The sequence below is a fragment of the Acinetobacter schindleri CIP 107287 genome, assembly GCF_000368625.1.
In the GTDB taxonomy this organism is placed as follows: Bacteria; Pseudomonadota; Gammaproteobacteria; order Pseudomonadales; family Moraxellaceae; genus Acinetobacter; species Acinetobacter schindleri.
Map to the genome: position 1 here is coordinate 986,360 of NZ_KB849576.1, position 26,178 is coordinate 1,012,537.

The 26,178-nt window shown below is 43.2% G+C and carries 26 protein-coding genes; 13 read left to right on the top strand and 13 right to left on the bottom strand.

Annotated features, from left to right (window positions below):
• Nucleotides 1-2: 2 nt before the first annotated feature.
• The 6 genes from F955_RS16895 to ureE all read right to left on the bottom strand — a co-directional run bounded on the left by F955_RS16895 (nt 3) and on the right by ureE (nt 3,655).
• Nucleotides 3-311, bottom strand: a complete 309-nt coding sequence (locus F955_RS16895) for an urease subunit beta (RefSeq protein ID WP_004894975.1) — start codon at nt 309-311, stop codon at nt 3-5.
• Nucleotides 312-320: 9 nt separating this feature from the next.
• Nucleotides 321-623 carry an urease subunit gamma gene (gene ureA, locus F955_RS12135; protein ID WP_004894978.1) on the bottom strand — a complete coding sequence of 101 codons (303 nt, stop codon included), beginning with the start codon at nt 621-623 and terminating at the stop codon, nt 321-323.
• Between the two features lie 353 nt (nt 624-976).
• On the bottom strand, nt 977-1,858 hold the full coding sequence (locus tag F955_RS12140) for an urease accessory protein UreD (protein ID WP_004894980.1): 882 nt from the start codon (nt 1,856-1,858) through the stop codon (nt 977-979).
• A 30-nt stretch (nt 1,859-1,888) separates the two neighbouring features.
• The gene (gene ureG / locus F955_RS12145; protein WP_004809476.1) at nt 1,889-2,503 is read right to left on the bottom strand and encodes an urease accessory protein UreG; all 615 of its coding nucleotides are present in this window, start codon (nt 2,501-2,503) and stop codon (nt 1,889-1,891) included.
• Nucleotides 2,504-2,520: 17 nt separating this feature from the next.
• Nucleotides 2,521-3,186, bottom strand: a complete 666-nt coding sequence (locus F955_RS12150; RefSeq protein WP_004894984.1) for an urease accessory protein UreF — start codon at nt 3,184-3,186, stop codon at nt 2,521-2,523.
• Entirely contained in the window at nt 3,173-3,655 is a 483-nt protein-coding gene (gene ureE, locus F955_RS12155; protein ID WP_026056813.1) for an urease accessory protein UreE, read from the bottom strand. Before ureE ends, F955_RS12150 begins: the two co-directional genes overlap by 14 nt.
• A gap of 317 nt (nt 3,656-3,972) precedes the next feature.
• Between ureE and F955_RS12160 the strand changes: the two genes are divergently transcribed.
• Both F955_RS12160 and F955_RS12165 read left to right on the top strand, forming a co-directional pair.
• Nucleotides 3,973-5,064, top strand: coding sequence for a zinc-binding metallopeptidase family protein (locus F955_RS12160; protein WP_004894986.1), 1,092 nt, complete (start codon nt 3,973-3,975; stop codon nt 5,062-5,064).
• Nucleotides 5,065-5,274: 210 nt separating this feature from the next.
• Complete coding sequence (locus F955_RS12165; protein ID WP_004894988.1) at nt 5,275-5,880, top strand: TetR/AcrR family transcriptional regulator; 606 nt, start codon at nt 5,275-5,277, stop codon at nt 5,878-5,880.
• A 42-nt stretch (nt 5,881-5,922) separates the two neighbouring features.
• On the opposite strand, the gene F955_RS12170 is transcribed toward F955_RS12165, so the two are convergent.
• The 4 genes from F955_RS12170 to cysK form a co-directional block, all read right to left on the bottom strand.
• Nucleotides 5,923-6,117 carry a heavy-metal-associated domain-containing protein gene (locus tag F955_RS12170; protein WP_004809486.1) on the bottom strand — a complete coding sequence of 65 codons (195 nt, stop codon included), beginning with the start codon at nt 6,115-6,117 and terminating at the stop codon, nt 5,923-5,925.
• 28 nt (nt 6,118-6,145) lie between these two features.
• Nucleotides 6,146-6,577, bottom strand: a complete 432-nt coding sequence (gene cueR / locus F955_RS12175; protein WP_004809488.1) for a Cu(I)-responsive transcriptional regulator — start codon at nt 6,575-6,577, stop codon at nt 6,146-6,148.
• A gap of 4 nt (nt 6,578-6,581) precedes the next feature.
• Entirely contained in the window at nt 6,582-9,266 is a 2,685-nt protein-coding gene (locus tag F955_RS12180) for a heavy metal translocating P-type ATPase (protein ID WP_004894991.1), read from the bottom strand.
• A 148-nt stretch (nt 9,267-9,414) separates the two neighbouring features.
• Nucleotides 9,415-10,413, bottom strand: a complete 999-nt coding sequence (cysK, locus tag F955_RS12185; protein ID WP_004894993.1) for a cysteine synthase A — start codon at nt 10,411-10,413, stop codon at nt 9,415-9,417.
• Between the two features lie 283 nt (nt 10,414-10,696).
• Between cysK and F955_RS12190 the strand changes: the two genes are divergently transcribed.
• The 5 genes from F955_RS12190 to F955_RS12210 all read left to right on the top strand — a co-directional run bounded on the left by F955_RS12190 (nt 10,697) and on the right by F955_RS12210 (nt 15,741).
• Nucleotides 10,697-11,008, top strand: coding sequence for an ArsR/SmtB family transcription factor (locus tag F955_RS12190; RefSeq protein WP_004809492.1), 312 nt, complete (start codon nt 10,697-10,699; stop codon nt 11,006-11,008).
• Nucleotides 11,009-11,208: 200 nt separating this feature from the next.
• Nucleotides 11,209-12,960: a SulP family inorganic anion transporter gene (locus F955_RS12195; protein WP_004894995.1), complete on the top strand. Its 1,752-nt coding sequence runs from the start codon at nt 11,209-11,211 to the stop codon at nt 12,958-12,960.
• 310 nt (nt 12,961-13,270) lie between these two features.
• Entirely contained in the window at nt 13,271-14,467 is a 1,197-nt protein-coding gene (sstT, locus tag F955_RS12200) for a serine/threonine transporter SstT (RefSeq protein ID WP_004894997.1), read from the top strand.
• A 46-nt stretch (nt 14,468-14,513) separates the two neighbouring features.
• Complete coding sequence (locus tag F955_RS12205) at nt 14,514-15,188, top strand: YoaK family protein (RefSeq protein WP_004894999.1); 675 nt, start codon at nt 14,514-14,516, stop codon at nt 15,186-15,188.
• A 16-nt stretch (nt 15,189-15,204) separates the two neighbouring features.
• Nucleotides 15,205-15,741: a DUF2058 domain-containing protein gene (locus F955_RS12210; RefSeq protein ID WP_004895003.1), complete on the top strand. Its 537-nt coding sequence runs from the start codon at nt 15,205-15,207 to the stop codon at nt 15,739-15,741.
• A gap of 74 nt (nt 15,742-15,815) precedes the next feature.
• On the opposite strand, the gene F955_RS12215 is transcribed toward F955_RS12210, so the two are convergent.
• Complete coding sequence (locus F955_RS12215) at nt 15,816-16,463, bottom strand: ParA family protein (protein ID WP_004895007.1); 648 nt, start codon at nt 16,461-16,463, stop codon at nt 15,816-15,818.
• A 155-nt stretch (nt 16,464-16,618) separates the two neighbouring features.
• A complete protein-coding gene (locus tag F955_RS12220) occupies nt 16,619-17,398 on the bottom strand; it encodes a hypothetical protein (protein WP_004895009.1) in 780 nt (259 codons plus the stop codon).
• Between the two features lie 359 nt (nt 17,399-17,757).
• Between F955_RS12220 and F955_RS12225 the strand changes: the two genes are divergently transcribed.
• The 6 genes from F955_RS12225 (at nt 17,758) to F955_RS12250 (ending at nt 24,603) form a co-directional block, all read left to right on the top strand.
• Complete coding sequence (locus F955_RS12225) at nt 17,758-19,014, top strand: mechanosensitive ion channel family protein (protein ID WP_004809506.1); 1,257 nt, start codon at nt 17,758-17,760, stop codon at nt 19,012-19,014.
• 254 nt (nt 19,015-19,268) lie between these two features.
• Nucleotides 19,269-21,113, top strand: coding sequence for an ABC transporter ATP-binding protein (locus F955_RS12230; protein WP_004895012.1), 1,845 nt, complete (start codon nt 19,269-19,271; stop codon nt 21,111-21,113).
• 3 nt (nt 21,114-21,116) lie between these two features.
• The gene (locus tag F955_RS12235) at nt 21,117-21,566 is read left to right on the top strand and encodes a MaoC family dehydratase (protein WP_004895014.1); all 450 of its coding nucleotides are present in this window, start codon (nt 21,117-21,119) and stop codon (nt 21,564-21,566) included.
• 152 nt (nt 21,567-21,718) lie between these two features.
• A complete protein-coding gene (locus tag F955_RS12240) occupies nt 21,719-22,747 on the top strand; it encodes an AraC family transcriptional regulator (RefSeq protein WP_004809513.1) in 1,029 nt (342 codons plus the stop codon).
• A 72-nt stretch (nt 22,748-22,819) separates the two neighbouring features.
• Entirely contained in the window at nt 22,820-23,194 is a 375-nt protein-coding gene (gene gcvH, locus F955_RS12245) for a glycine cleavage system protein GcvH (protein WP_004809515.1), read from the top strand.
• Nucleotides 23,195-23,424: 230 nt separating this feature from the next.
• Nucleotides 23,425-24,603 carry an MFS transporter gene (locus F955_RS12250; protein WP_004895016.1) on the top strand — a complete coding sequence of 393 codons (1,179 nt, stop codon included), beginning with the start codon at nt 23,425-23,427 and terminating at the stop codon, nt 24,601-24,603.
• Nucleotides 24,604-24,661: 58 nt separating this feature from the next.
• Here F955_RS12250 and F955_RS12255 read toward each other — a convergent pair whose 3' ends face one another.
• Nucleotides 24,662-25,867, bottom strand: coding sequence for a PilT/PilU family type 4a pilus ATPase (locus tag F955_RS12255; protein ID WP_004895019.1), 1,206 nt, complete (start codon nt 25,865-25,867; stop codon nt 24,662-24,664).
• Nucleotides 25,868-26,178: the final 311 nt, after the last annotated feature.

Consider the following 26,178-nt stretch of genomic DNA (forward strand, 5'->3'; position numbering starts at 1 on the left):
CTTTAGTCCAACTTGCCCATGACCCGACCTGCAAAGCCATACACTTCACGCTTACCGGCTAAAGCCACCAATTCAATATCACGGCTTTGTCCAGGCTCAAATCGAACGGCTGTTCCTGCTGCAATATTTAAGCGATAGCCATGAGCTTTTTCGCGGTCAAATTGCAAAGCATCATTGGCCTCGGCAAAGTGAAAATGTGAACCCACCTGAATCGGACGATCACCCGCATTGGCCACGGTCATCCTTAAGGTTTGTCTGCCCACATTCATTTCAATATCAGTATCTGGCGTAAAAATTTCACCCGGAATCATATGATGCTCCTAGACAATCGGTTGATGCACAGTGACGAGCTTAGAGCCATCGGGAAAGGTCGCTTCAACCTGAACTTCAGCAATCATTTCAGGTATACCTTCCATCACATCTTCACGTTTCAGCAAAGTCGTGCCGTAATGCATCAGTTCGCTAACCGTCATTCCATCACGTGCACCTTCCAGTAAAGCAGCAGAAATAAAGGCAATGGCTTCCGGGTAATTCAATTTTAGCCCGCGTGCCTTACGACGCTCTGCCACCAGTCCTGCAGTAAAAATTAGCATTTTGTCTTTTTCAGTCGGATTTAGTTCCATGTCTATTTCCTATTTCTTCAATATTTTTAATGCAAAATGTGTGCAAATTCATTCAGTGTTCCCTCTCCTGAACGAGCTTTTAAGCATTGCTTTAAAAGCGACGTACAAGTGAGGTTTAGGGTGAGGTGAACCTTCATTGTCATAAACCCTCCCTCTAGCTCCCTCCCAAAGGGAGGGACAATGAAAATAAATTTCCTTCTCCTTTTAGGAGATGAGTAACACTGCTACACAAAGGAAAGGTAAAAATAGTTGATCCTCTCTTTTACGAGTCGAACGATTCTTTAATCTCCCTAAATCCCTCTTTGAGAAAAAGAGATTTTCTCCTCCCTTTATCAAAGGAAGGTCGGGAGGGATTACGTTCGCCAAATCCTCGGAAACTCTTCATCTAGTCCAAACCAGTAACGACGCAGTCGTGCACGCATCGCAGCAAATGCATCATGACACTGGCGCACGTCATCCCCGAGATAACGCGCCGTCAGCACATCATCCAGTAGTGTTAATGTCACCGGCACATCCATACGCATGATGAGTTCACGAATCAGATCGATGTGCTCATCCAGATAAAAACTTGCACGATATTTTTCAGGCGGTACAGCCCATAGACTGCCCATCACAGCATGTCCATTCATACCCAGACAGGAGTTTAACCAGCGATCCTGTCCGGAGAATTTCAACTGATCTGCAACCAATAGCTTTGCACCGCGATACAGTAGAAAACGGCTGCGATAACCACCCTGCTCAAACTGCTCGTATCTTGCCTGACGGCCAATCACCAGCATGTCCCAGCCAATAAAACTGGCAGTTTGATCTAAATGAATGGTGGTGGACGCATGTGCATTGGCACCATCAAATAACATGGTTTCCTGCGGCAGCCATTCAAAAATCCCCTTTTCTTCCACACGAATATCAATATGCTGATAGGCCTGTTTCAGATTGGTCTTGTACCATTTACCTGCACCTGGTGTGGTCACCAGTCCGTGCGCATTTGCTCCGACGCGCATATCGAAACTCAGGTGATCTCCTCCGGCAATTCCGGCAGGTGGATGTACAATAATTGCATGACAGACTCCGGTTTTTTCAGGCCACAGCATTTTTTGCACACGAACCGGCCCCTCATGCTTGCGATGCTGCAGAATGGTTCGTCCATTACTGCAATCTGCCTCGAAACCCAGTTGCAAACGTGCAAACCAGAGTTTTGCTGCTGAGCCGCGTTCTGCTTCTACCACGCTATTCATTTCGTTGTGCACTTATCCTGACTAACCACCCTAAGCCTTAAACAGACCTTGTTTTTCGATAAATTCAATAATTTGCTCAAGACCATCTTTGGTTTTCATATTGGAAAATAAAAATGGTTTCTCGCCACGCATACGTTTTGCGTCTTGATCCATAACATCCAGATTTGCACCCACCATCGGTGCTAGGTCGGTTTTATTAATGATCAGTAAGTCCGATTTGGTAATACCCGGGCCACCTTTACGTGGAATCTTTTCACCACCCGCAACATCAATCACATAAAGCGTTAAGTCTGAAAGTTCTGGGCTAAATGTCGCGGCCAAGTTGTCGCCACCACTTTCAATAATGATCAGCTCCAGTCCGTCAAACTTTTCACACAGGTCATCAATTGCAGCGAGGTTAATCGAGGCATCTTCACGAATCGCAGTATGGGGACAGCCACCAGTTTCAACACCGACAATACGGTCAGGCGACATCGCTTCATTACGGGTCAGGAAGTTCGAATCTTCCTTGGTATAAATGTCATTGGTGACCACGGCCATGTTGTATTTATTTCGCAAGGCCTGACACAAATTCAGGGTTAAAGCAGTTTTACCTGAACCCACTGGGCCACCGATTCCAACGCGTAATGGACTACGTTCTGACATAATTTTTCCTTTAATTTTTAAGATCTAAATAAACGGGAATATTGATTTTCATGGCGCATACTCAGCATGGCGTAATTCGGCAAAGCGCTACTCATCTCATCATCACTCAGGTTAATGGCACGCTCGATAAGTGCCGGAATTTCTCCATGCAGATGCCAGAGAATCCGCTGGCCACTCATTTGCCCCAAAGGCACTGTTTTCACAGCGGCTAATACCTGATTTTCCAGCACAGCAAATGCATAAGCAGTCAGGACATCATCGACTTCTAAATGCAATTCGCCACATAACTGGGCATAGACTGGAACGTAGCCATACTGTTTTTTGACTTTTACTGGTCGCTTGAGTACATCGCGAATCCAGGCATTTAGTGAAAATGCCAGCTGCTGGGATTCTGCCAGTAATTCCTTACTTTCACGGCTTGCCCTGTAAATTTCAGCCCAATGTTGAAATATGATTTCATCGTCATAGCTTTGCATTAAGCGTTTTAAAATTGGCAGTTCGAAACGTAGCAATAGCATTTCCAACACTTCATTAAAGTAGGCAATGCTGGAAACTTCGTCATGAATCAAGCCGGTATCAATCGCGCTTTCAACCCCTTGTGAATAGCAATAAGCGCCGACCGGTAGTGCCGTCGAAGACAGGGTTAGCAGGCTGAGTAATTGAGAAGCCTTAATGTGCGACATGATGCAGTGACTTGATTGGACTTAATCGGTGATCATGCTGGTGCTGTGCATAAGCGCCGCTCTCTGGTTCAAACGGATGTTGTACGGTATCTACACGTAAACCCAAGCCTTCGACCATTTCAGCCAGCACATGATCCGGTTCAAAATACAGTGCCGTTGGGGTCAGCATCAGCGGCACATGACGGTTACCCAGGTGATAGGCTGCCTTTAAAAGATCAAATTCATGATCTGCGGTGACCTGCATCAAGGTTTCTGGCTTGGCATTGACACGCAGCAATTCACCATGATCTGTGGCGATGACTGAACCACTACGTAAAATCCCGGTACGTGGCAGATCTGCACCAATATCGGTGCCATTTTTTAGCGTAGCGCGGAAACGGCTTTTTTGACGCGTATCAAAGCTGAGTTCAATGCTTTCAATATCAGTAGAGTGACTGGCATCTTCCAGACGTTGGGTAAAAATCTTCATCTTGGCCCTATATGCATCAATTTGATTCATCACGTTCCAAAGCGGAACAATTGATCAAAAAACAGAAAATATTGCATCAAAATAAAGCATTTATCGTGCCAAGATATTGGATTCAATTTTCTTACATAAAAATTACGAATGACATTTCACCTATCTTCAACTGCGGCTAAAATATAAGAGCAGCCAGCTGAGTTAATAGTTTAGTTAGTTTGATTTAAATAGCTGAATTATTTAATTTTATTTAAATGATGTGCTAGCAACTGGATTTAAGTAAAACTACTTGGGCTTAGCGGTTCCACGCTTTTCACGGAGTGAAAATGAAATATTTTGAATGTCCCAAATGTGAGCATCAGATCTTTTTTTATTCAACTGAATGCCATCACTGCAAATCTCCGATTGGCTATATCGCATCGGAAAAGGACATGTGCACTTTTGAAAAAATCAGTGAAGATGAATGGATTCCGCTGAAATCAGAATATCGTGCCACGCACTATAAGCCTTGCTATAACTATACCCATTATCAGGTCTGTAACTGGATGATTCCGGGCGATTGCGATGAGGACTACTGCGAGTCCTGTCAGCTGACCCATATCATTCCCAATCTGGATGATCCTGACGTTATTACCTACTGGCGGCGACTTGAAGAGGCCAAACGGCGCTTTTTATATCTTACCCAGCGCATGAATATGATGCCGCGTCCAAAACGTACAGATGATGATGTATTTGGTCTGCGTTTTCACTTTTTATTGCCTATGGATGGTAAGCCAGTGTTAACCGGACATGCCAATGGCCTGATCACCATGAATGCCATTGAAGCAGATGTGGTGTATCGGGAAACCACGCGTATTGATATGGGTGAAAATTATCGCACTCTTTTAGGTCACTTCCGCCATGAAAGTGGGCATTTTTATTTCAGTATCATGCAGCATCTTCATCCAGAACTAATTGAAGAATTTAGACTTTATTTTGGTGATGAACGTCAGCATTATGCCACTGCGTTGCAGCGCCATTATGAAGAAGGTGCGCCAGAAAATTGGCAAGAAAAATATATCAGCACCTATGCGACGGCACACCCATGGGAAGATTGGGCCGAAACCTGGGCGCATTATCTGCATATTATGGACACTCTGGAAACCGCTTTTTATGGTGGCCTGCGTGTTGATGGAAATGGTAAAACCTTGGCCAGCATGTCCTTTAATGAATGCCCGATTGGCGGCAAAGACATTGAACACATTCTGGATAACTGGATCACTTTAACGTTTAACCTGAACGCCCTGAATCGTAGCATGGGACTGGAAGATGCCTATCCGTTTACGCTTACCGAAGTGGTGAAAAACAAGCTGCGCTTTATTCATAGTCATGTACTGGACAAAGCATTTAAAGAAGCTGATTCAAAATTACCCGGCTAAAATCGCTGCCCCGTCACGTTCTAAAACGCTGAGAATTATCTTCTAAATTGCCGTATAGCTACCAGATCCTGGTCATTTTCATGAATTTAGCCAGTAAATGATCAATTATCAGACAATTTTATTACCATGCACGACCATAGTTTGATATTCATTTAATCTGAAAATAATTAGGCTGTTATTGTTCTTTTTCGACACGTTAGTAAAGATAAGATGAATAGTGTAAGACAACAGAACTTTCTTCTACGTAAAGAAAAAATTCTGAGCATGGCCGAGAACCTGCTTCTGGATAATAACGAAGACATTACGCTGAATGAGCTTGCCAGTGAAATGGATATTGCCAAGGGGACCATTTATAAGCATTTTAAAAGCAAAAACCAGTTATATCTGGAACTGATTATTTTAAATGAACAGCGTCTTCTAGAGATTTCCAAACGTTTTAATACTGACTTCCGGACTTATGTATCGGAATATATGCTTTATCATTTGCACAATTCCAATCGAACCATTTTGCTGCATATGATTGAGGAGCGCCTGACCAATACTGAAAAAGGTCTGAAAGAGCTGTTTCAGGAACTGTATCAGGTCCGTGAAGAACGGATTCTGAGTATCCGTGACCTTACTCGTAAATATCTGAATACTAATAACAGTAGTATGTCGATCCGGGATTATCTGTCTTTTATCTGGACAGTGACCTATGGCGCTTCCCTGTTACTGAATTCAACCAGTTATCAAAAAGCTATCGGTTCTCGTGAACGATTGATTGAACTCTATGTCAATCAAGCTTTAATGATTGCACCCAACAATACCTCTGCATAAAAAAGCCTGACACACAGGTCAGGCTTGCTTTCGTAGCACTACTTATACTGCTACAGGTGGAAAACCGTCTTCAGTCAGTGCGGCAACGATTTCATCCTGATGTACGCCAGTTTCTACTTCAACCAGCTTTTGCTCTACGTCGATTTCAACACGTGCATGTTCATCCAGATCCTTGATGGTTGCAGTAACACTACGTGCACAACCGCCACAGGTCATATTTTCAATACGAAATTTCATGCGCTTATCTCCTTAGGAATGATTTATTCTAACTTGAAGTTGAGTGATGGCTGGAGGGTGGATTTGTATCCAGTCCCTGCTCGATATCTTTTAAAATTGCACAATCGGCACGCTCATCACCAGCACAACGCGCGACCGATTGCTTCAAAATTTTGACCATGGCCTGCATATCCTGAATTTTCTGTTCCAGTATAGTGATATGTTTTTGTGCCAGCTGTTTAACTTCACTGCTCTGTCGCACTTCATTCTGCCATAGGCCTAACAACTCTTTCATCTGTTCCGAGGAAAATCCCAGCTCGCGTGCATGCTGGATAAAACCGAGCATACGGATATCAGCATCACTATAGTCACGATAGCCACTTTCACTACGTTTCGGCGCAGGTAACAGACCAATCTCTTCATAATAGCGAATCATTTTGGCCGAGATACCGGATCGTTTGGCGGCTTGTCCAATATTCACTGATTTACTCCTGTGCTGATAGTGGCTGATACAGCTTTAAACGCAAGGCATTGCTGACAACAAATACCGATGATAAAGCCATTGCACCTGCGGCAAACATTGGCGAAAGCAGGATGCCAAAGAATGGATACAGGATACCCGCAGCAATTGGGATCAATGCAATATTATAGACAAAGGCCCAGAACAGGTTCTGTCGAATATTCTTGATGGTGGCCTGACTGATGCCAATACCGGTGGCGACATGCTGCATATTGCCAGACATCAGTACTACATCTGCCGCTTCAATTGCAACATCAGTCCCCGTACCAATCGCCATGCCGACATCTGCTTGCGCGAGTGCCGGTGCATCGTTAATACCATCACCCACAAAGGTTACAATGCCATGCTCTTTTTGCAGCATTTTTACGGCATCGACTTTTTCATGAGGTAAGACTTCAGCAATCACATGATCAATCTTGAGTTGTTGTGCTACCGCATTCGCCGTATATGGATTATCACCCGTAATCATCGCGACTTTCAGACCTTGACGATGCAATTCTTCAATAGCTTTAAAGGTAGTATCTTTAATCGGATCAGCTACGGCAATAATAGCTGCCAGTTTTCCATTGAGCGCTGCATACAGCGGTGTCTTGCCTTCTTGTCCCAATTTAGAGGCTATTCCAGCAAAGTGCTCGGTATTTAAACCCAGCTGTTGCATCAATCGTTCAGCACCAATCTGGATATCCTGATTATTGATCTGTGCTTTAATCCCGGCGCCAGTAATCGAATCAAATTTACTTACTTCGATTAATTCGATCTGCTGCTCTTTTGCTGCCTGCACAATCGCATAGGCAATCGGATGTTCAGACTTGGCTTCTACCGAGGCGATCAGTTGTAAAACCTGCTGTTTATTAAAACCTTCTAGCACCTGAAAATCAGTCATGACAGGTTTTCCTTTTGTCAGTGTTCCGGTTTTATCGACTGCCACAACTTTAGTTTGCTGCAATAACTGTAGAGCTTCGCCTTTACGGAACAGTATCCCCATTTCTGCCGCACGACCGGTACCGACCATAATCGAGGTCGGTGTTGCCAGGCCCATGGCACATGGACAGGCAATTATCAGAACTGCCACGGCGTTAACCAGTGCATAACTCAATTGTGGCTCAGGACCAAGCAGGAACCAGACCATAAAGGTCAATAAGGCCAGACCCATCACCGCAGGCACAAACCATAAGGTAACTTTATCTACAGCTGCCTGAATCGGCAGTTTGGCACCTTGCGCCTGCTCGACCATTTTAATGATCTGCGCCAGTACTGAATCTTCACCCACGGCGGTCGCACGGATTTGCAAGGTTCCATTCTGGTTAATAGTGCCGCCAACCACTCTATCATCAGTATTTTTGGCCACAGGCACCGGTTCACCCGTCACCATCGCTTCATCGACATAGCTATGACCGGAAGTCACTACACCATCTACTGCGACTTTTTCACCCGGGCGAATTTCGATGATCATATCCTGCTGGACTTCGGAAATGGGCAGGTCCAGCCATTGTCTATCCTGTAAGACACGTGCGGTTTTAGGCTGCAGGCCAATCAGGTATTGAATCGCCTGTGAGGTTTTACCTTTGGCACGTGCTTCCAGGTAGCGACCTAACAGGATCAAGGCAATAATGACCGCTGCCGCTTCAAAATAGACATGTACGGTGGCTTGCGGCAATAAAAATGGGAAGAATGTTGCGATAACGGAAAACAGATATGCTGCCGCTGTACCCACCGTTACCAGCGAGTTCATGTCAGGTGCCAGTCGCAGTAAGGCTGGAATCCCATGCTGGTAGAAACGCCGCCCCGGAAACAATAATACCAAAGTGGTCAGTACAAACTGGATATACCAGCTGTTCTGCGTACCAATATTATGCACAACAAAATGATGGAAGGACGGAAGCAGATGTGATCCCATTTCCAGAATAAATACCGGTAATGCCAGCGCCAGGGCAACCCAAAGATCACGATACAATGAAGCTGTTTCTTCAGCTTTTTTCTGCTGGAAGGTCTGCTGCTTGGCAAAATTCACTTTTGCGGTTTTTAGCTGTGCCTCATAACCGGCTTTTTTAACCGCTTGGATCAGATTAGCAATATTCAGGTTTGAACCAGAAACCTGTGCCGTTTCAGTGGCCAGATTGAGACTGGCCGCAGTGACGCCTTCCACTTTATTGAGTGCTTTTTCCACCCGAGCGACGCAGGATGCACAAGTCATCCCTTCAATGTTTAGTTCAAGCTGATCTGCTTTTACATCAAAACCGGCTTTCTGAATTGCTTTGACCAAGACCTGTTGCTGTAAAGAGCTGACTGCAGTGACATAAGCCTTTTCGGTAGACAGATTCACATTGGCTTCCAGCACTTCTGGAATTTTTTTGAGGGCTTTTTCAATTCGGGCAGCACAAGAGGCACAGCTCATGCCTTTAATATCCAGTTCGAATTTCCGTTGTGCCACCTTAAAGCCAGCACGCTCTATTTTCTGGATAATCTCCGCACAGGGAATCACATGATCGGCACTAATCGATACCTTTTCCGTAGACAGATTGACATGAGCCGAAACTACGCCTTCAATTTTCTTTAAAGCCTTTTCCACCCGTGCCACGCAAGAAGCACAGGTCATGCCTTCAATCTGTACAGTCGTTTGATACAGTTGAGTATTCGACAGTTCCTGCATGGCACATCTCCTTCATTTTATTGGTGGTTTGAATCTAGCTTATAGCTTAAACCTTCCCATAGTTGGAAGGTCAAGTCTTTATGTGAAAATAAAAAAGCCCGGATCATAAACCCGGGCTTTTAACGTATTGCCAAATACTTGCTGAAAATTATTCTGCAGAAATATCTTCAAACAATATCGATGACAGGTAACGTTCACCACCATCTGGCAAAATTACCACAATGTTTTTACCTGAATTTTCAGGACGTGCTGCAAGTTGTGCAGCCGCAGCCATCGCAGCACCACTTGATATACCCACCAGAATACCTTCTTGCGATGCCGTTTTACGTGCCCATTCCACTGCCGTAGTACTGTCAATTGCAATGACTTCATCTACCAGATCAAGATCAAGGTTACCAGGAATAAAGTTCGCACCAATCCCCTGGATTTTATGTGGTCCAGGCGTCAATGATTCACCGCGTTTCGCCTGAGCAATGATTGGTGACTCAGCTGGCTCAACGGCAACCGAATAGATCGGCTTATTACGGACTTTTTCGAAGTAACGTGAAATACCTGAAATGGTGCCGCCAGTTCCTACACCAGCAACCAGAATATCAACATTACCGCCAGTCGCTTCCCAGATTTCTGGGCCAGTCGTTTCTTCGTGGATTTTCGGGTTAGCCGGGTTTTCAAACTGTTGTGGCAGGAAATATGTTTCAGGCTGTTCAGTCACCAGACGAACCGCTTCATCTACTGCACCTTTCATGCCTTTCGCAGGTTCAGTCAGGATCAGGTTGGCGCCAAAGGCTTTGACCACTTTACGGCGTTCGATACTCATGCTGGCTGGCATGGTTAGTGTAAGTGGATAGCCTTTTGCTGCAGCAACGAAAGCCAGTGCAATACCGGTATTGCCACTGGTTGGTTCAACAATGTGCATGCCTGGTTTTAACTTACCAGATTTTTCAGCATCTGCAATCAGCGCTGCACCAATACGGCATTTCACCGAAAATGCCGGATTACGGCTCTCAACTTTCGCGAGTACAGTTGCTCCACCTGTGATGGCACGGTTAATGCGCACAAGAGGTGTATTGCCAATGGCTTCTGCATTGTTACTGTAAACCGCTATTCCCAGATTGTTGGGCATAGGAAATGCTGCATCTGTACTCATTAGTATATCCCTGATGTTATTAGCTCGAAGTGCACTATCATCATACAAGTATTTTCAGATTTTGTAGAAGAAAGTGGAATCTGCACTCTATTATGGCAAACCAACTGTTGTATAAGTTATTAATATACAATAAAAATAACTGATTATTTAATGTCAAATATATAATTTTTATTGATATTTAAATTCACAAAAAGCCATAAAAATAAGTGATTTTTACCAAATGTTTAAGGATTCAGACCTTTATAATCATTCGCGCTGTATTTTATCTCTATGGACATTCTGAATGAATACCGATCTTGAAATCACCACTATGCGTGATTCAGCTGATCAGGTGGTTGGCATCCTGAAATCTCTTGCAAACACTGACCGTCTCATCATCCTATGTCATCTTTCCCAAGCGGAACTCAACGTTTCCCAAATTGAAAATCTCACCCACATCCAGCAACCTACACTTTCCCAGCAATTGATGATGTTACGTAAAAGTGATGTGGTCAGTACCCGCCGCGATGGTAAGCAAATTTTCTATTCTATTAAAGATCAGAATCTGGTGGTCATCCTGAATACGCTGTATCAATTGTACTGTGCAAAAGCTTAAGCATTTTATCTAGAGTCTAAACATTCCTCTTAGCACTGGAGATGATCTTCAATATGTAGATCATCTCTTTGAGACAGAATCATTGCTAAGAACTGGTCAGGTCATTTTTTATATGAGGGTTGATCAAGCTCCACTTTTATCCATGATTTCTTAGCAGAAAATGTGCATAATATATCTATATTTGTGATTTAGACTTTTATATGTCCAATTCGAAGCCAAAACTGCTGCAATTATTACCGGCCTGGTCATGGTTAAGCCATTATAGTCCGGTTAAATTCAAGTCCGACGTGCTGGCTTCGTTAATTGTGGTTGCCATGCTGGTGCCGCAAGGTATGGCGTATGCCATGCTGGCTGGATTGCCGCCGATCATGGGGCTATATGCCAGTATCCTGCCTATGATTCTGTACGCTATGCTAGGTAGTAGCAGTACCTTGTCGATTGGTCCTGTGGCCATCATTTCCATGATGACCTTCGCCACGCTGAATCCTTTATTTGAAGTCGGTTCACCCGTCTATATCGAAGCAGCAACTTTATTGGCGCTGATGGTCGGAATCATTTCCCTATTATTAGGCTTAATGCGTTTTGGTTTTTTGATTCAGCTGATTAGCCATCCGGTAATTCAGAGTTTTATTATTGCTTCTGCGCTGCTGATTGCGGTTGGACAGTTTAAGTTTCTGGTCGATGTGCCATTACAAGCCAATAATCTTCAGCAATTTGTGTTTAGCCTGTTGGAATATCTCCATCTGATTCACTGGCCAAGTCTGGTTTTTGGGCTGCTGTCCATTGGCCTGCTGATCTATCTTCCAAAAATTCTGAAATCCCAGTCTGTACAAAGCCGGATTGGATCGACTGATTTTCTGGTGCGTGCTGTACCATTAATGCTAGTCGCTTTAGGTATTTTGGCTGTGGTGTATCTAAATCTGCAAACACAAGGGATCAAAACGGTAGGTGCAATTCCTTCCGGATTTCCACCTTTAAGTTTTCCACACTGGAACTGGGATTTAGTGCTCACCTTGCTGCCAGGCGCGACCATGATTGCGATGATCAGTTTTGTGGAATCACTGTCTATCGCGCAAGCAACAGCATTACAGCAACGTAGCCAGCTAAACAGTAACCAGGAACTGATTGCACTGGGTATTGCCAATATTAGTGCCGGAGTCAGTTCTGCCTTTCCAGTTACTGGTAGCTTGTCACGTACTGTGGTCAACGCAGATGCTGGTGCCAGAACGCCAATGGCGGGTGTACTGTCTTCCCTGCTGATTATTTTGGTCAGCCTGTTTTTTACTGGTTTCTTTGAAGAGCTGCCACTGGCGATTCTTGCTGCCACGATCATTGTATCGATCTGGAAACTGGTTGATTTCCAGCCCTTTATGAACGCTTGGCGCTATTCCAAAGCAGACGGGATTGCCATGTGGGTAACTTTCTTTGGTGTGGTGCTGATTGATATCTCGACAGGTCTGATTATTGGCATTATTTCCACCTTCGTGCTGATGCTGTGGCGTATTTCCCGTCCGCATATTGCAGTAGTCGGCCTGATTGAAGGCACCCAGCATTTCCGCAATGTGCAGCGCCATCAGGTGCTGACCTCAGATCAGGTGCTTTCCTTGCGTATTGATGAAAATCTAAGCTTCTTGAACGCTAATGCCTTTAAGGGCTTTTTGATTAATGCAGTCAGTGGTAAAGACCAGCTTGAGCATGTCATTTTGAACTGTTCCAGTATCAGTGCCATTGACCTTAGTGCTCTGGAAATGCTGGAAGATCTGAATACAGAACTGTCCAAACTCAATATTCGTCTACACTTTGCTGAAGTGAAAGGACCAGTCATGGATCGCTTACAGGAATCCAAATTGCTTAAACATCTCAGTGGACGGATTTATTTGACGCACTATCAGGCAATTCGGGATCTCTCCCCCGATCTGTTTAATGATCACAGTAAAGATTATTCCATTTAACTCATTTGACTGTTCCAGGAACAACGTGATTAATTTTGAAGGCATCTCGTAGTATCAGCAAAATTGATCACTTTTTTAAGAGCATTTCTATAATAAATATATGGTATACATTTTCATCTTAAAATTTTGTCCAAAACCTGATTTCGATTAAATTATAGACAAAAAGTATAGGTGGTTTTCTATAATTATTATTTATTTTCATAAACTTATATTTAAACTGAAAATATATTTTAAGCACATAGAATTTTAAGTATAAAATAACGCAAATTTTTTCCGCATTTAGCCCTCGTAATTTACACAAGGCAACCTTATGTTCTCTGCCCTTTCGCGTATGAGTTTAGTCTCCCGAATCATCATTACCATTATACTTGGTATTGGTGTCGCGCTGGTTTTTCCAGAATATGCGCCCTACCTCAGTCTGCTAGGCGACCTTTTTATTAAAGCTCTTAAATCTGTCGCTCCTGTCCTCGTTTTCATTTTAGTTCTAGCTTCCATTGCTAACTTTAAAGTGGGTCAAGGCAACTCCCGTATGCGCCCGATCATGTACATGTATGCGATCGGCATGTTCCTGGCCGCAGTGAGTGCTGTAATTGCCAGTATCATGTTTCCAAGTACGCTGTTCCTGGACGTCGCTACACAAGGTGACTTACAGCCACCAGGCAGTTTAAGTGAAATCCTAAAAAATCTGCTGCTTAGCTTTGTTGCGAACCCGGTGGTTGCAATTGCTGAAGCGAACTTTATTGGTATTCTGGCTTGGGCAGTGGCACTGGGTATTGCATTCCGTCATGCATCTGAAACCACTAAAACCGTATTAAATGATGCAGCAAATGCCATTAATCATGTGATCCGTCTGGTAATTAGCTTTGCACCTGTCGGTATTTTTGGTCTGGTAGCAGTTACTTTTGCCGAAGCGGGTCTGGAAACTTTAGAAAGCTACGGTCATTTGCTGGCAGTATTGCTTGGTACGATGGCCTTCGTAGCACTGGTAGTGAATCCATTACTGGTTGCACTGGTGACACGTGCCAATCCTTATCCACTAGTCTTTACCTGCTTGCGCGAAAGTGGCATCACTGCATTCTTTACCCGTAGCTCAGCTGCAAATATTCCGGTAAATCTGGATTTGGCGAAACGCTTAGGTGTGTCTGAATCAACTTCAAGTGTAGCCATTCCACTAGGTGCAGCCATCAATATGGCGGGTGCATCTGTGACTATTACCGTGTTGTCGCTTGCAGCGGTAAATACGTTAGGCATCCATGTTGATTTAACCACCATGATTATTCTGTCTGTGGTTGCAACTGTTTCTGCGTGTGGTGCCTCTGGTGTTGCCGGCGGCTCATTGCTGCTGATTCCAGTTGCATGTGGCCTGTTTGGTATTTCTTCTGATATCGCAATGCAGGTCGTTGCAATCGGTATGGTGATTAGCGTGTTGCAGGATTCAACTGAAACTGCGCTCAATTCATCAACTGACGTTTTATTTACTACAGCTGTAGACCGCGCATCTAATTGATCTTATATTGATAATTCAATATTTTGCCAATAGATGTTGAGTTCTTATGCCATTACAGCGTTTACCCATCTGGGTTCAACTGGGTGCATTTTTTCTTGCCGTAAATGCCGGCATGATTAATGTACTCGGTCTGGTTACTCTCCTGCACCAATCCGTTTCCCATATGACCGGCAATATCAGTATGCTGGCCATGGCACTGGTGCAATGGCAGCCTGAACAGATTCTCTATCTGTGCCTGGTTACTGCGTGTTATGTCATTGGCTCAATGTATAGCGGTCTTATCTTGGGAAATAGTCACTTTCAGCTAGGCCGCCGTTATGGATATCCGCTCAGTCTGGTGGCTCTTTTTATTATCCTGTGCTGGATCTTGTTACCATATTTTCCTCATTATGGCTTGCTGTGGGCCTGTGTGGCGATGGGGGTGCAAAATGCCATGGTCAGTCACTATAAAGGCACGATTATCCGCACTACGCATTTATCTGGTGTATTAACCGATCTTGGGCTGTCGTTAGGCTATAAGTTGCGTGGACTGGAAGTTGAATCTCGACGGACTATCCTTCATTTACTGATCCTGATCGGATTTTTAATTGGCGGTGTTCTTGCCAGCTGTATTTATCCTTATTTAAAATTAAACGCATTCCTGATCCCGGCAGCACTCAGCCTTAGTCTAAGCCTGATTTACTGGATCATTTATTTACGTTATCGACGCTTACAGCATTAATTCTCTGGAAATACTCATGGTTAAAAACGCACTACAGGCACAATTGTTAAAGGCAGGTCTGGTCGATAATAAGAAAGCAAAAAAATTGTCAAAGCAGGCCATTCATGAAAAGCGCACTGGTGATAGCAGTGAAGCTGAAATCAAGGCGAAAATTGAACAGGCCAAACAGGAAAAGCTGGCAAAAGATCAGACCATTGAACAAGAGAAAAAGGCAGCACTGCAGGAAAAAGAACTCAAAGCTGCCATTATGCAAATGATCAATCAGCATAAAATTCGCGATACTGATGGTGAGATTTCCTATCAGTTTATTGATGATTCTAAAATCAAGAAAGTCTATCTGAATCAGCAAATTTATAATGCCCTGGTTGCAGGCAGTTTGGTGATCGCCCGCGAAAATGACAGCTATGCTTTCCTGCCTAAAGCGCTGGCGGATCGTATCAATGCCAAAATGGAAGGCTTTATCATTGTGAATAATTCCGAAAAGAATGAACAGACCACCGATGAAGAAGATCCATATGCAGCATATGTGATTCCGGATGACCTGATGTGGTAATCCATGAAAGCCAAAAGCTCCCTATTTCGGGAGCTTTTTTAAGCACTTTTAACATAATGATTCGAGGCAGACAATCAAACTGGCTGTGCTGTATCAGCCATCAGCTCCTGAATAAATTGATCAAAACGTTGCCCTTGTGCTGGTGAATGTTCCCAGATGCTACAGCCCAAGTTCTTTGCATCATCAAAGGCTTCATCCTCATAAATAATAGTATTCAAAAAATGTGCACCAGGAATGTCTTTGAGCAAATTCTGATTTGCTTCAATTTGCGAGATTTCGATCTGCTGAGGTACACGCATCAGTATTCCATAGACTTTTAACTGGGTATTGAACTGTGCAACACTGATGGCCAGTTGCAGCATCTCAGTATACATCTCCTGCTCTTCAGCCTCTGCTGACATAGGAATAATCAGTTTATCTGCTCGCATTAACACCGAGCGCAATGCATAACTATCATGCCCGGCGATATCAATCACGATATCATCATATTGAGTTTTGACCTGTTCTACACGCCGCATTAACTCATCTGGATGGTCTTTTAAAGAAATATGTTCAAAGCCAAAACCTGTACGATGCAAAGCCACCCATTCAAAATTCTGCTTGTCGTCATCAGTATCAATATAGAGTGTTCTGGCTTGAAGACGCAGATATTCTGTCAGATTCATCGCCAAGGTACTTTTACCTGACCCTCGTTTCGGGCTGGTCACCACAAAGATCGTCATGTTATTCCCGCATTTTTAATCAAAAATATTATTAAACACTTAAAATAATTATGGTTTTAAAATGAATGATTTAATTTGAAAAGTCAAAACTCATTTTCATTAGACTGTAAAAAAGCACCCTCAGATGCTTTGTTTAAAAAGCTTTCTGACTAAGATCAATTTTGAGTTTTCTGTCCAATAAACAGAATTGCATCCTGCTGATTGCTGTTCTCGGCCATCATATAAATTGACTGGCTATCAATCTGATTCAGCAATATCCCATCTACTTGCTGTGCCCCATTCAAACAGTCGGAACTTGCAGAACCTGTTAAGACCAGATGAATATTAAAATATGGTGCATTGTTTTCCGAACTCACTCTTCCTGCAAATGCACATTTGTCCTGATCGCCGACAATTCCTGTCACCACTCCGCTACGGTCGATATTGACTGTAGTAATTACATTATTGGTTAAAGTTGTAGTTCGACCGCTATAGCGCCCTTGCAGGCTGGATATACTGGTATTGTCACGACTGTAATCTCTATTATAAATAAGGTTAAAAGGCCGATTATTGGTATTATTGACATTTCCCTGCAGGTTCTTTTCCGCCGTATAATGACCATTCAGGGTTACACTAGCAGTTTGATTGAAGGCAAAATTATAGTCGCGAATGTTGGTCGCACTAAAGCGATTGCCCGATAAAGAAAACTGCCCACGCATGATACCGGTATAACCATTATCTGCTGGCAGTGAATACAATAACCAGAAATTACTGTTTTTCTCGATCACACCCAGAATAGAGCGCGGACTCAGATTTTCATCTGTAAAACTGCCGAGATAAACACCTGTCAAGCGGCTTGAGGATGAACCATCTACACCTCTAAAAATATCATCATTCCCATCACCGCAGGCATTCAGCGCCAAGGCTAGACCGACAATTGCTAACTGTTTTTGCATAATTCTACCCTTTGTATTTTTGTAGGAGGGTGATCTTTGATGTGCATCTTTGTCATAGCTGGGCTACTTAGAAGCTGATATGAAATGCCGATAAAGTCTCCTGTTCATCTGATGTAATTGACAGTTTTAAATACCTTACTGATCCTTTCAACGACTCATAAAGATGTCCGCTGGTTAATCAAATTCTAAATAAGCAGAATCTGCTTCTCTATCTGTTTTTGTATCTTTTTATAAGCATAATATTGATGGATCAAAATGCTGTAACGGGACAGATATGTTTTAAAACGTTATTCAAGGTTAATAAATAATTTCTAAGCCTATAAACTGTATGGCATTTTTACATTGAAGAGAAAGATCAGTTGGAACAGTTTAGATTTATTCAGAACATTCAAGATTGGGCAGATCAATACCCTTGGCTGGAAATGCTGTCTTCTTTAAGCATTGTGATTGCGGTGGCTTTTATCGCCAATCTGTTTGCCAAACAGGTTGTTGTTCGTGGAATTCGTAAACTGATTTCCAAATTACCTTTTGCTAACAACACGATCTTTGCGGAACACAGTGTAATTCGCCGTATTGCCAATATTGTACCCGCCATTGTGATTATGAATGGGATCAGCACGGTTCCACACTTGTCAGATAAAGTGCAGACCTTTGTACAGATGGGCGCTCAGGCTTTTATTTTCCTGACCATTGCCCTAGCACTGGGTGAATTGCTGAATATTTTTAACCTGATTTATCAGCGCAATCCCAAATCACGTAATAAACCGATTAAAGGCTATTTGCAGCTGGTGAAGCTGCTGATTTTTATTGTCTGTGGATTAATGATTCTGGGTACCTTCCTGAAAAAGGATGTATTTACCTTGCTGGCCGGTTTCGGTGCAATGGCTGCCGTGCTGATGCTGGTGTTTCAGAACACGATTCTTTCATTGGTAGCTTCAGTACAGATTTCTTCTTATGACATGGTGCGTATCGGTGACTGGATTGAAATGCCTTCACTGAATGCGGATGGTGATGTAATTGACATGTCATTACATACCGTGACCGTGCAAAACTTTGACAAAACCGTTACGACCATTCCAACCAATAAGTTAGTGACGGATACGTTTAAAAACTGGCGAGGAATGCAGGAAGCTGGTGCGCGTCGTATCAAACGTTCGATTCATATTGATCAAAGCAGCGTGCATTTTATGAGTGAGGAAGAACAGACCAAACTGAAAAACTTTATCCTGCTCGATCATTACCTGAATACCAAGACTGAAGAACTGGTCAAATTCAACCAGCAGTTACAGCATAATTCCCAATATAATCAGCGCCGTTTAACCAATTTAGGAACGTTCCGCGCCTATCTGGAATTTTATCTGCAACAGCATCCGGGTATTACTAAAGACTTTTCTCTGATGGTGCGTCAATTACAGCCGACCAGTGAAGGCTTACCGCTAGAAATCTATGCCTTTACCAATACCACGGTGTGGACTGAATATGAGAATATTCAGTCTGATATTATGGATCATGTATTGGCAATTATTCCGGAATTTGGCCTGAAAGTGTATCAGGCACCTTCAGGCAGCGATTTTAAGGAAGTATTTACAGCGCCTGCTTCGCCAATTATTACTTAATTTAAACGCAGTTACTCCAAGCCTGAAATGATACGTCATCTCAGGCTTTTTTTATTGATATAGCTATGCAATTTCATCGATGTTTTTTTAAATTTTTTATTTACCTGAAATCAACTTTTCTAGGTTTTAAACTTTGCAACCTAAAGTTTGATTTAGTTAATCATTTTGTGGCAATTTCACCTTAATTCAGCCTTATAAAAACAGAATCCTTTATAATCCGTGAAAAGCAAAATGCATGAGAAAAGAGCACACTAATGTTTCGATGGCTTGAACGGCTGGTAGATCCCTATCCCACCAAAAATCTGAACCAACCCTTGCCCACCAGTTTTTTCCCTTTTGTCTGGCAAGCGGCTTATGGCGTACGCCGTTATCTGTTGATTCTTGTCCTTTGTACTGCCGGTGCAGCCAGTTTCGAGGCCTTGCTGTATGCTAAAATTGGCGATCTGGTCAATTGGCTCAGCCAAAGTCAGCCAGACACCTTTTTGGAGCAACATGCGGCCAACCTGACTTTACTCACTGTAGTCCTGCTGGCCAATATTTTCTTTGCCAGTGCGCAGTCCTTGATCAAGCACCAGATTTTATACAGTAATTTCCCAATGCGTTTGCGCTGGCGTTTTCATAATCTGCTGCTCAAGCAAAGCCTGGATTTCTTCCACAATGACTTTGCCGGTCGTTTATCTGCCAAGGTCATGCAGACTTCACTGGCGATCCGTGAATTTTGGGTCATTCTCGGCGATATGCTGGCCTATGTAGTGATCTATTTCATTACCATTAACATCGTACTCGGTTCAATTTCTGCTTATCTGATTATTCCACTGATGGTATGGCTGCTACTGTTTATCTGTGCTGCCAGCTATTTCATTCCCCGTCTCAGCAAAATCTCGCATGAACAGGCCGATGCCCGTGCGGTAATGACTGGCCGTGTGACCGATGCCTATACCAATATTCAGACCGTTAAACTTTTTGCTCATGCAGGCCGTGAAAGCCAGTATGCCAAAGCATCCATGCAAGAGTTTATGGTGACGGTTTATAAACAGATGCGACTGGGTGCCCAGTATGAAATCAGTATTTTGCTACTGAGCCTCGTACTCTATGGCGGTGTATTAGGAACAGCGATCTGGTTATGGATGGAAGGTCAGGCTCAGCTCGGCATTATTGCTGCAACTACAGCGATGGTACTGAAACTGAACAGTATTGCCGAATTCCTGATGTGGCAAACCTCGCAATTGTTTGAAAATGTCGGAACCATTCAGGACGGCATGGGAACTCTGGGTAAATCAATTTCGATTCAGGACAAGCCGGATGCCAAAGAACTGGAACTGAGACAGGGTGAAATCAAATTTGATAATGTTTGTTTTGCCTATAATGACAAAAACGTGATTGATGGTTTGAACCTGACCATTCGACCGGGTGAAAAAATCGGTGTGGTGGGTCGTTCTGGTGCCGGTAAGTCTACCCTGATTCAGCTATTGCTGAATTTCTATCGTATTGACCAAGGTCGTATTTTAATCGATGGGCAAAATATTGAAGATGTGACTCAAGATAGCCTGCGCAAGAATATTGCCATGGTGACACAGGACACTTCACTGCTACATCGTAGTGTGGCTGAAAACATCAAATATGGTCGTCCGAATGCGACGGATGAAGAAATGTTTGAGGCGGTGCGTAAAGCTGAGGCAGAGGAATTCATTCCGCAACTAAGCGATATGCGCGGTAAGCGTGGTTATGAGGCCTATGTTGGCGAGCGTGGCGTCAAGCTGTCTGGTGGTCAGCGTCAGCGTATTGCGATTGCCCGTGTCTTTCTGAAAGATGCACCTATTCTGATTCTGGATGAAGCAACCAGTGCACTGGATTCAGAAGTTGAAGCGGCAATTCAGAGCAGTCTGGATGAGCTGATGAAAGGTAAAACTGTGATTGCGATTGCTCACCGTCTTTCTACTATTGCGCAAATGGACCGGTTGATTGTGCTGGATCAGGGTAAGATTGTTGAACAAGGCACACATGATGAACTGGTGGCATTGAATGGAATTTATGCGCATCTATGGCAACGTCAGACTGGCGGATTTTTAATAGAACACGACACAAAAGAACAAGGATAGAACATGTTATATCTGGAAGACCTACAGATTGGTGATGAGTTTAAAAGTCGTTCTTACCGCATGAGTAAGGACGAAATTCTAAAGTTTGCTCATGCCTATGACCCGCAACCGTTTCATGTCGATGCGGAACAGGCCGAACAGCATCCGATCTTCCGGGGTCTGGCCGCCAGTGGCTGGCATACTGCTGCAGTGGTCATGCGTTTATGGACCGAATGTTTCCCGGTTGCTTATGGTCTGATTGGGGCGGATTCGCATGTGCGTTGGCCCTGCCCAACCCGCCCTGATGATGAAATCCGGGTGATTGTGACCATCACTGATATTCAACCTTCCAAACGTAAACCTGATCGTGGCATTGTTCGCTATGAAACCCAGGCCTTGAACCAGCAAGATCAGGTTCTGTTTAATTCAACCACAAATATTCTGGTATTTAAGCGAGAATTTACAGCAGTTTAGTTTGATTTTTACCCACATTTCAGGCTAATCTGCTTGAAGTGTTTGAGTAAGGCTCAGCATTTTGTCCAACAATTTTAAAGATAAAACTGGCTAGTTCATGCCAATATGGGCACATAAATAGAAAAAATTTGACTGAGTGCAACGGATCGCGCATGAAGATGATTGCTCCACGCCAAGACCAAGGCATCCCGGGTGTTTATGGTCTTTTGCTTCTCGACGTTATCTCCCGCTGGGGCTATAACGATGAGTCGCTATTCAAACCTTTTGGGCTAACCAGCGAACAGCTGGCAGACCCTGAGTTCCGAATTCCAACTGCCATTGCCAATGATATGGTTAAACACGCACTCAAGCTGACGGGTGAACCGACCTTGGGCTATCACCTCGGCACACAGATGCGTATTTCTATTCATGGCTTTATTGGCTATGCCATCATGACGGCAAACAATATTACCGAAGCTTTGGTGCTGGCCAACCGTTTTATTCAGTTGCGTTTGCCCTTCCTGCAACTGTTCTTCTCGACCTTTGGGGTCAAGGCCACAGTACAGCTACAAACTGATATTCAGATGGAACCGCTGCGTACTGAAATTTCAATCGCCCTGATGATCGGTCTGATCAGTATGGCTAAAGCCATTACCGGGATCAGCGATGCAACCGGAGAAATCGATTTCGATTTTAAAAAGCCGGAAGGTTTTGAACGCTTTATGGTGAAATTCCCTACGCATCAGTTCCGTTTTGAACAGCCACATCTGTTACTTAGCTTTGATAAAAGCTATCTGATGAACAAACTGGTGCATGCCGATCCAATCGCCAGCCAGATTGCGATTAACCAGTGTGAAACAGAACTTTCTGCCCTGGGTGAACGACATCGTATTGCCATGCGGGTACGGGATATTTTGACCAATTCAGAACAGCATTATCTTAGTATTGAAGCAGTCGCCGACCGTCTGCATATGTCGGATCGTACCTTGAAACGTCAGCTGGCCGCAGAAGGCACTTCTTTCTCGACACTGGTCGATGAAGTACGTTATCGTCATGCAACTTCCCTGCTTTCACGAACAGACTTCACTCTGGAACAGATTGCCGATGAACTCGGCTATAGTGATGTCGCCAACTTCAGTCGTGCCTTTAAACGCTGGAGTGGTCGCAGTCCAAGCAACTGGCGTAAAGATCCGTATCTATAAGCCTTTTGTTTTGCAGCAAAAGAATGTATAAATCATGTCAAAAATGAACCTAAGCGATTTAAGGAGTTATCAATGAATCATCCTTCAGAATTAAAGTACGCAAGTACACATGAATGGGTACGCATTGAGGGTGATCTTGTGGTGACCGGTATTTCTGACCATGCACAGGATGCTTTAGGTGACCTGGTCTATGTTGAAGCGCCAGATCTTGATTCACACGTGACCGCAGGTCAGCAAGCAGGTGTTGTCGAATCTGTAAAAACTGCGTCAGATATCCATGCGCCTGTTTCTGGTATCGTTGTTGAAATTAACCCGGCACTGGAAGATGATCCGGATTTCATTAATGATGACCCGTATGGCAAAGGCTGGATTTACAAAATCAAGCCAGATAATATCGCGGATGTCGAAAAACTGCTCAGCAATACTGAATATGAAGCAGGCCTTTAATTTAACCTGTTTTAAGAATCAGCCTGCGGGCTGATTTTTTTATACCTAAATTTTTAAGACCTTTTACATATTAAAATGACCCCACATTTGTCGGTTTTTATTGTATTATTCACATAATCTCCCATATAGTCTTCGTGACGCGCTTTGTTGCTGAATATCGCATTCAGCATGTTCCATAAAAAAAATACTAATTTTGGCCTAGCGTTTCACATTAAAATTTCTGGATCATGATGAACGCAACTGTAACGCCGTTGTGGACAAAGTCCTTTTTGCTTTGTCTGGCAAATAATCTGTTTTTGTTTATTTTTTATTTTGCCCAAACTACGATTTTACCGATTTATATTCTTAAAGAACTTGGGGGCAGCGTAACCCAAGCCGGATTAACCCTGACGCTATTCATGGTTTCTGCGATATTGATCCGCCCATTTAGTGGTTTGATTATTGATAAATTGGGACAGCGCCGTACTTTAATTATCTCGGCGACGATGTTCTGTTTCATTGCTTTTGGCTATTTATTTATTAGCAATATGACCAGCTTATATATCCTGCGTTTATTCCATGGGGTCTGGTTTAGTATCCTCACTACCGTTTGTGTTCCTGTGGTAAACCAGTTTATTCCGGATAGTCGGCGAGGCGAAGGCATGGGTTATTATGCCATGTCGGTGAATCTCGGAATTGTACTCGGTCCCCTCATTGGCCTAAGTCTTATTCCTTATTTAAGCTATACCATGGTGACTGCTGTACTGGTAGCCATGATCTTTATCGGTTATATCTTCTGCTTTCTAATTCCGGTGCAAGAAGTCAAACAACCAGACAGTGGAGCTGAAAAAACCAAGTTGGGTTTAAGTGATTTTGTTGAGAAAAAATCCCTGACTGTTGCCTTAATGGTCATGATGATATCCTTCTCTTATGCCAGCATCATGTCCTTTATTGCCCCCTTTGCCAGTTCAATTCATCTGATGCAGTACGCAGGCTTATTCTTTGTGGTTTTTGCCATTTCCATGATGAGCTTACGCCCGATTACTGGCAAAATTTATGACCGTAAAGGTCCACAATATGTAATTTATCCTGCGGTTCTTACCTTTAGTCTGGGGCTATTGGTTTTAAGTCAGATTCATACCCTGACTGGATTTATGCTGGCAGCCGTACTGATCGGATTAGGTTTTGGTAGTGCTCAACCTTGCTTGCAAACTCTCGCCATTCAACGTGCTCCCAAGCACCGGATTGGCTATGCCACTTCGACTTTCTACACCTGCTACGACATCGGCATTGCCATTGGCTCATTAGTCGTTGGGATGATGATTACCAAGCAAAGCTTTAGCTTCGCCTTTATTATTTGTGCCGCTCTAACAGCCTTGAGCCTGCTGTATTTTAAATTCGTGGTTCAACGTACAACTGTTATAGCTTAATCCAGCAATAAAAAACCGACCTTATTTCATGTCGATTTTTAGTTTAAATGCATAATATTTATGAGCTTTGTTCTGTACTACTGGCATCTTCATCTGTTTCATTATCCGGCTTTTTCTCTTCCACCATACTAAATGCGGTGGCCGTATTATTCATGGCTGGATTAGCACGTGTACTTTTCAGTTTGATTTGCAGACGAAGTTCATTGGTCGAATCAGCATTACGCAATGCTTCTTCATAAGAAATCGCACCTTCATTATAAAGATCAAATAATGCCTGATCAAAAGTCTGCATGCCAAGTTCGCGTGATTTACCCATAATTGCTTTTAATTCATGGAAATCACTTTTCAGAATCAGATCCGACACCAATGGTGTATTTAGCATAATTTCGACTGCGGCACGACGTCCCTTGCCATCTTCAGTACGGACCAAACGCTGAGAGACAATCGCTTTCATATTAGAAGACAGATCCATCAATAACTGATTACGGCGTTCTTCCGGGAAGAAGTTAATAATCCGGTCAAGCGTCTGGTTGGCATTGTTGGAATGCAGCGTCCCCAGACAGAGATGCCCTGTTTCGGCAAAGGCAATTGCATGTTCCATGGTTTCCGTATCCCGGATTTCACCAATCAGAATCACATCGGGTGCCTGACGCAAGGTATTTTTTAAGGCATTATGCCAAGAATGGCTATCTACACCGACCTCGCGATGGGTGATCATTGACTTCTTATGTTTATGTACATATTCCACCGGGTCTTCTACGGTAATAATATGGCCTGCTGAGTTTTCATTACGATAATCAATCATCGCAGCAAGCGAAGTCGACTTACCTGAACCTGTACCGCCCACGACGAGTACCAGACCGCGCTTTTCCATAATCACATGCTTGAGTGACTCTGGTAATTTTAACTTCTGGAAATTCGGAATTTCTGCAGTGATGGTCCGGATCACCATGCCGACATTGAGCTGCTGCTGGAACACGTTGACACGGAAACGTGAAACGCCCGGTACAGTAATGGCAAAGTTACATTCTAGTTCTGCTTCATATTCTTTACGCTGCTTTTCGTTCATCAGTGCATAGGCAAACAGTTTGGTTTTTTCTGGGGTGAGTTCCTGTTGCCCAAAAGGTTTCATTAATCCTTGATGTTTGATACTCGGAGGAAAGTCTGCGGTAATGAACAAGTCTGAACCACCATATTCAACGACCTTGGTGAGCATATGATGCATAAACTTACGTGCTTCTTCTAATAACTCTGCCGTAAACATATTTTCCTCTGTAATGCACAATGGTATAAATCTTCAAAAAAAGACTCATATCAATATATTTTGATTTTATTGTGCAGCGTTTTTTCAAAAGGCTCAAACACATTTGATTTATAAAGATAATTTTTTAAATAATTCTGTGACCTGATTCAAAGAAAATAAAAATAAAGGGAAATGATCTTAATGAAATTAAAATCTAATAGTTATAACTATTGATAAACTAGAGTTCAGATTTTAGAAAAGTAAATTGGAAACTCATCGAAATGAATCCGTCCACATATTTTTTTAAATAAGGAAATTAAATTAAAAATCTT

What these genes read in the sequence shown, in the direction of transcription:
- F955_RS16895 (WP_004894975.1), bottom strand. Translation starts at nt 311, where the DNA reads ATGATTCCGGGTGAAATTTTTACGCCAGATACTGATATTGAAATGAAT.
- ureA (WP_004894978.1), bottom strand. Translation starts at nt 623, where the DNA reads ATGGAACTAAATCCGACTGAAAAAGACAAAATGCTAATTTTTACTGCA.
- F955_RS12140 (WP_004894980.1), bottom strand. Translation starts at nt 1,858, where the DNA reads ATGAATAGCGTGGTAGAAGCAGAACGCGGCTCAGCAGCAAAACTCTGG.
- ureG (WP_004809476.1), bottom strand. Translation starts at nt 2,503, where the DNA reads ATGTCAGAACGTAGTCCATTACGCGTTGGAATCGGTGGCCCAGTGGGT.
- F955_RS12150 (WP_004894984.1), bottom strand. Translation starts at nt 3,186, where the DNA reads ATGTCGCACATTAAGGCTTCTCAATTACTCAGCCTGCTAACCCTGTCT.
- ureE (WP_026056813.1), bottom strand. Translation starts at nt 3,655, where the DNA reads ATGAAGATTTTTACCCAACGTCTGGAAGATGCCAGTCACTCTACTGAT.
- F955_RS12160 (WP_004894986.1), top strand. Translation starts at nt 3,973, where the DNA reads ATGAAATATTTTGAATGTCCCAAATGTGAGCATCAGATCTTTTTTTAT.
- F955_RS12165 (WP_004894988.1), top strand. Translation starts at nt 5,275, where the DNA reads ATGAATAGTGTAAGACAACAGAACTTTCTTCTACGTAAAGAAAAAATT.
- F955_RS12170 (WP_004809486.1), bottom strand. Translation starts at nt 6,117, where the DNA reads ATGAAATTTCGTATTGAAAATATGACCTGTGGCGGTTGTGCACGTAGT.
- F955_RS12180 (WP_004894991.1), bottom strand. Translation starts at nt 9,266, where the DNA reads ATGCAGGAACTGTCGAATACTCAACTGTATCAAACGACTGTACAGATT.
- cysK (WP_004894993.1), bottom strand. Translation starts at nt 10,413, where the DNA reads ATGAGTACAGATGCAGCATTTCCTATGCCCAACAATCTGGGAATAGCG.
- F955_RS12190 (WP_004809492.1), top strand. Translation starts at nt 10,697, where the DNA reads ATGAATACCGATCTTGAAATCACCACTATGCGTGATTCAGCTGATCAG.
- F955_RS12195 (WP_004894995.1), top strand. Translation starts at nt 11,209, where the DNA reads ATGTCCAATTCGAAGCCAAAACTGCTGCAATTATTACCGGCCTGGTCA.
- sstT (WP_004894997.1), top strand. Translation starts at nt 13,271, where the DNA reads ATGTTCTCTGCCCTTTCGCGTATGAGTTTAGTCTCCCGAATCATCATT.
- F955_RS12205 (WP_004894999.1), top strand. Translation starts at nt 14,514, where the DNA reads ATGCCATTACAGCGTTTACCCATCTGGGTTCAACTGGGTGCATTTTTT.
- F955_RS12210 (WP_004895003.1), top strand. Translation starts at nt 15,205, where the DNA reads ATGGTTAAAAACGCACTACAGGCACAATTGTTAAAGGCAGGTCTGGTC.
- F955_RS12215 (WP_004895007.1), bottom strand. Translation starts at nt 16,463, where the DNA reads ATGACGATCTTTGTGGTGACCAGCCCGAAACGAGGGTCAGGTAAAAGT.
- F955_RS12220 (WP_004895009.1), bottom strand. Translation starts at nt 17,398, where the DNA reads ATGCAAAAACAGTTAGCAATTGTCGGTCTAGCCTTGGCGCTGAATGCC.
- F955_RS12230 (WP_004895012.1), top strand. Translation starts at nt 19,269, where the DNA reads ATGTTTCGATGGCTTGAACGGCTGGTAGATCCCTATCCCACCAAAAAT.
- F955_RS12235 (WP_004895014.1), top strand. Translation starts at nt 21,117, where the DNA reads ATGTTATATCTGGAAGACCTACAGATTGGTGATGAGTTTAAAAGTCGT.
- F955_RS12240 (WP_004809513.1), top strand. Translation starts at nt 21,719, where the DNA reads ATGAAGATGATTGCTCCACGCCAAGACCAAGGCATCCCGGGTGTTTAT.
- gcvH (WP_004809515.1), top strand. Translation starts at nt 22,820, where the DNA reads ATGAATCATCCTTCAGAATTAAAGTACGCAAGTACACATGAATGGGTA.
- F955_RS12250 (WP_004895016.1), top strand. Translation starts at nt 23,425, where the DNA reads ATGAACGCAACTGTAACGCCGTTGTGGACAAAGTCCTTTTTGCTTTGT.
- F955_RS12255 (WP_004895019.1), bottom strand. Translation starts at nt 25,867, where the DNA reads ATGTTTACGGCAGAGTTATTAGAAGAAGCACGTAAGTTTATGCATCAT.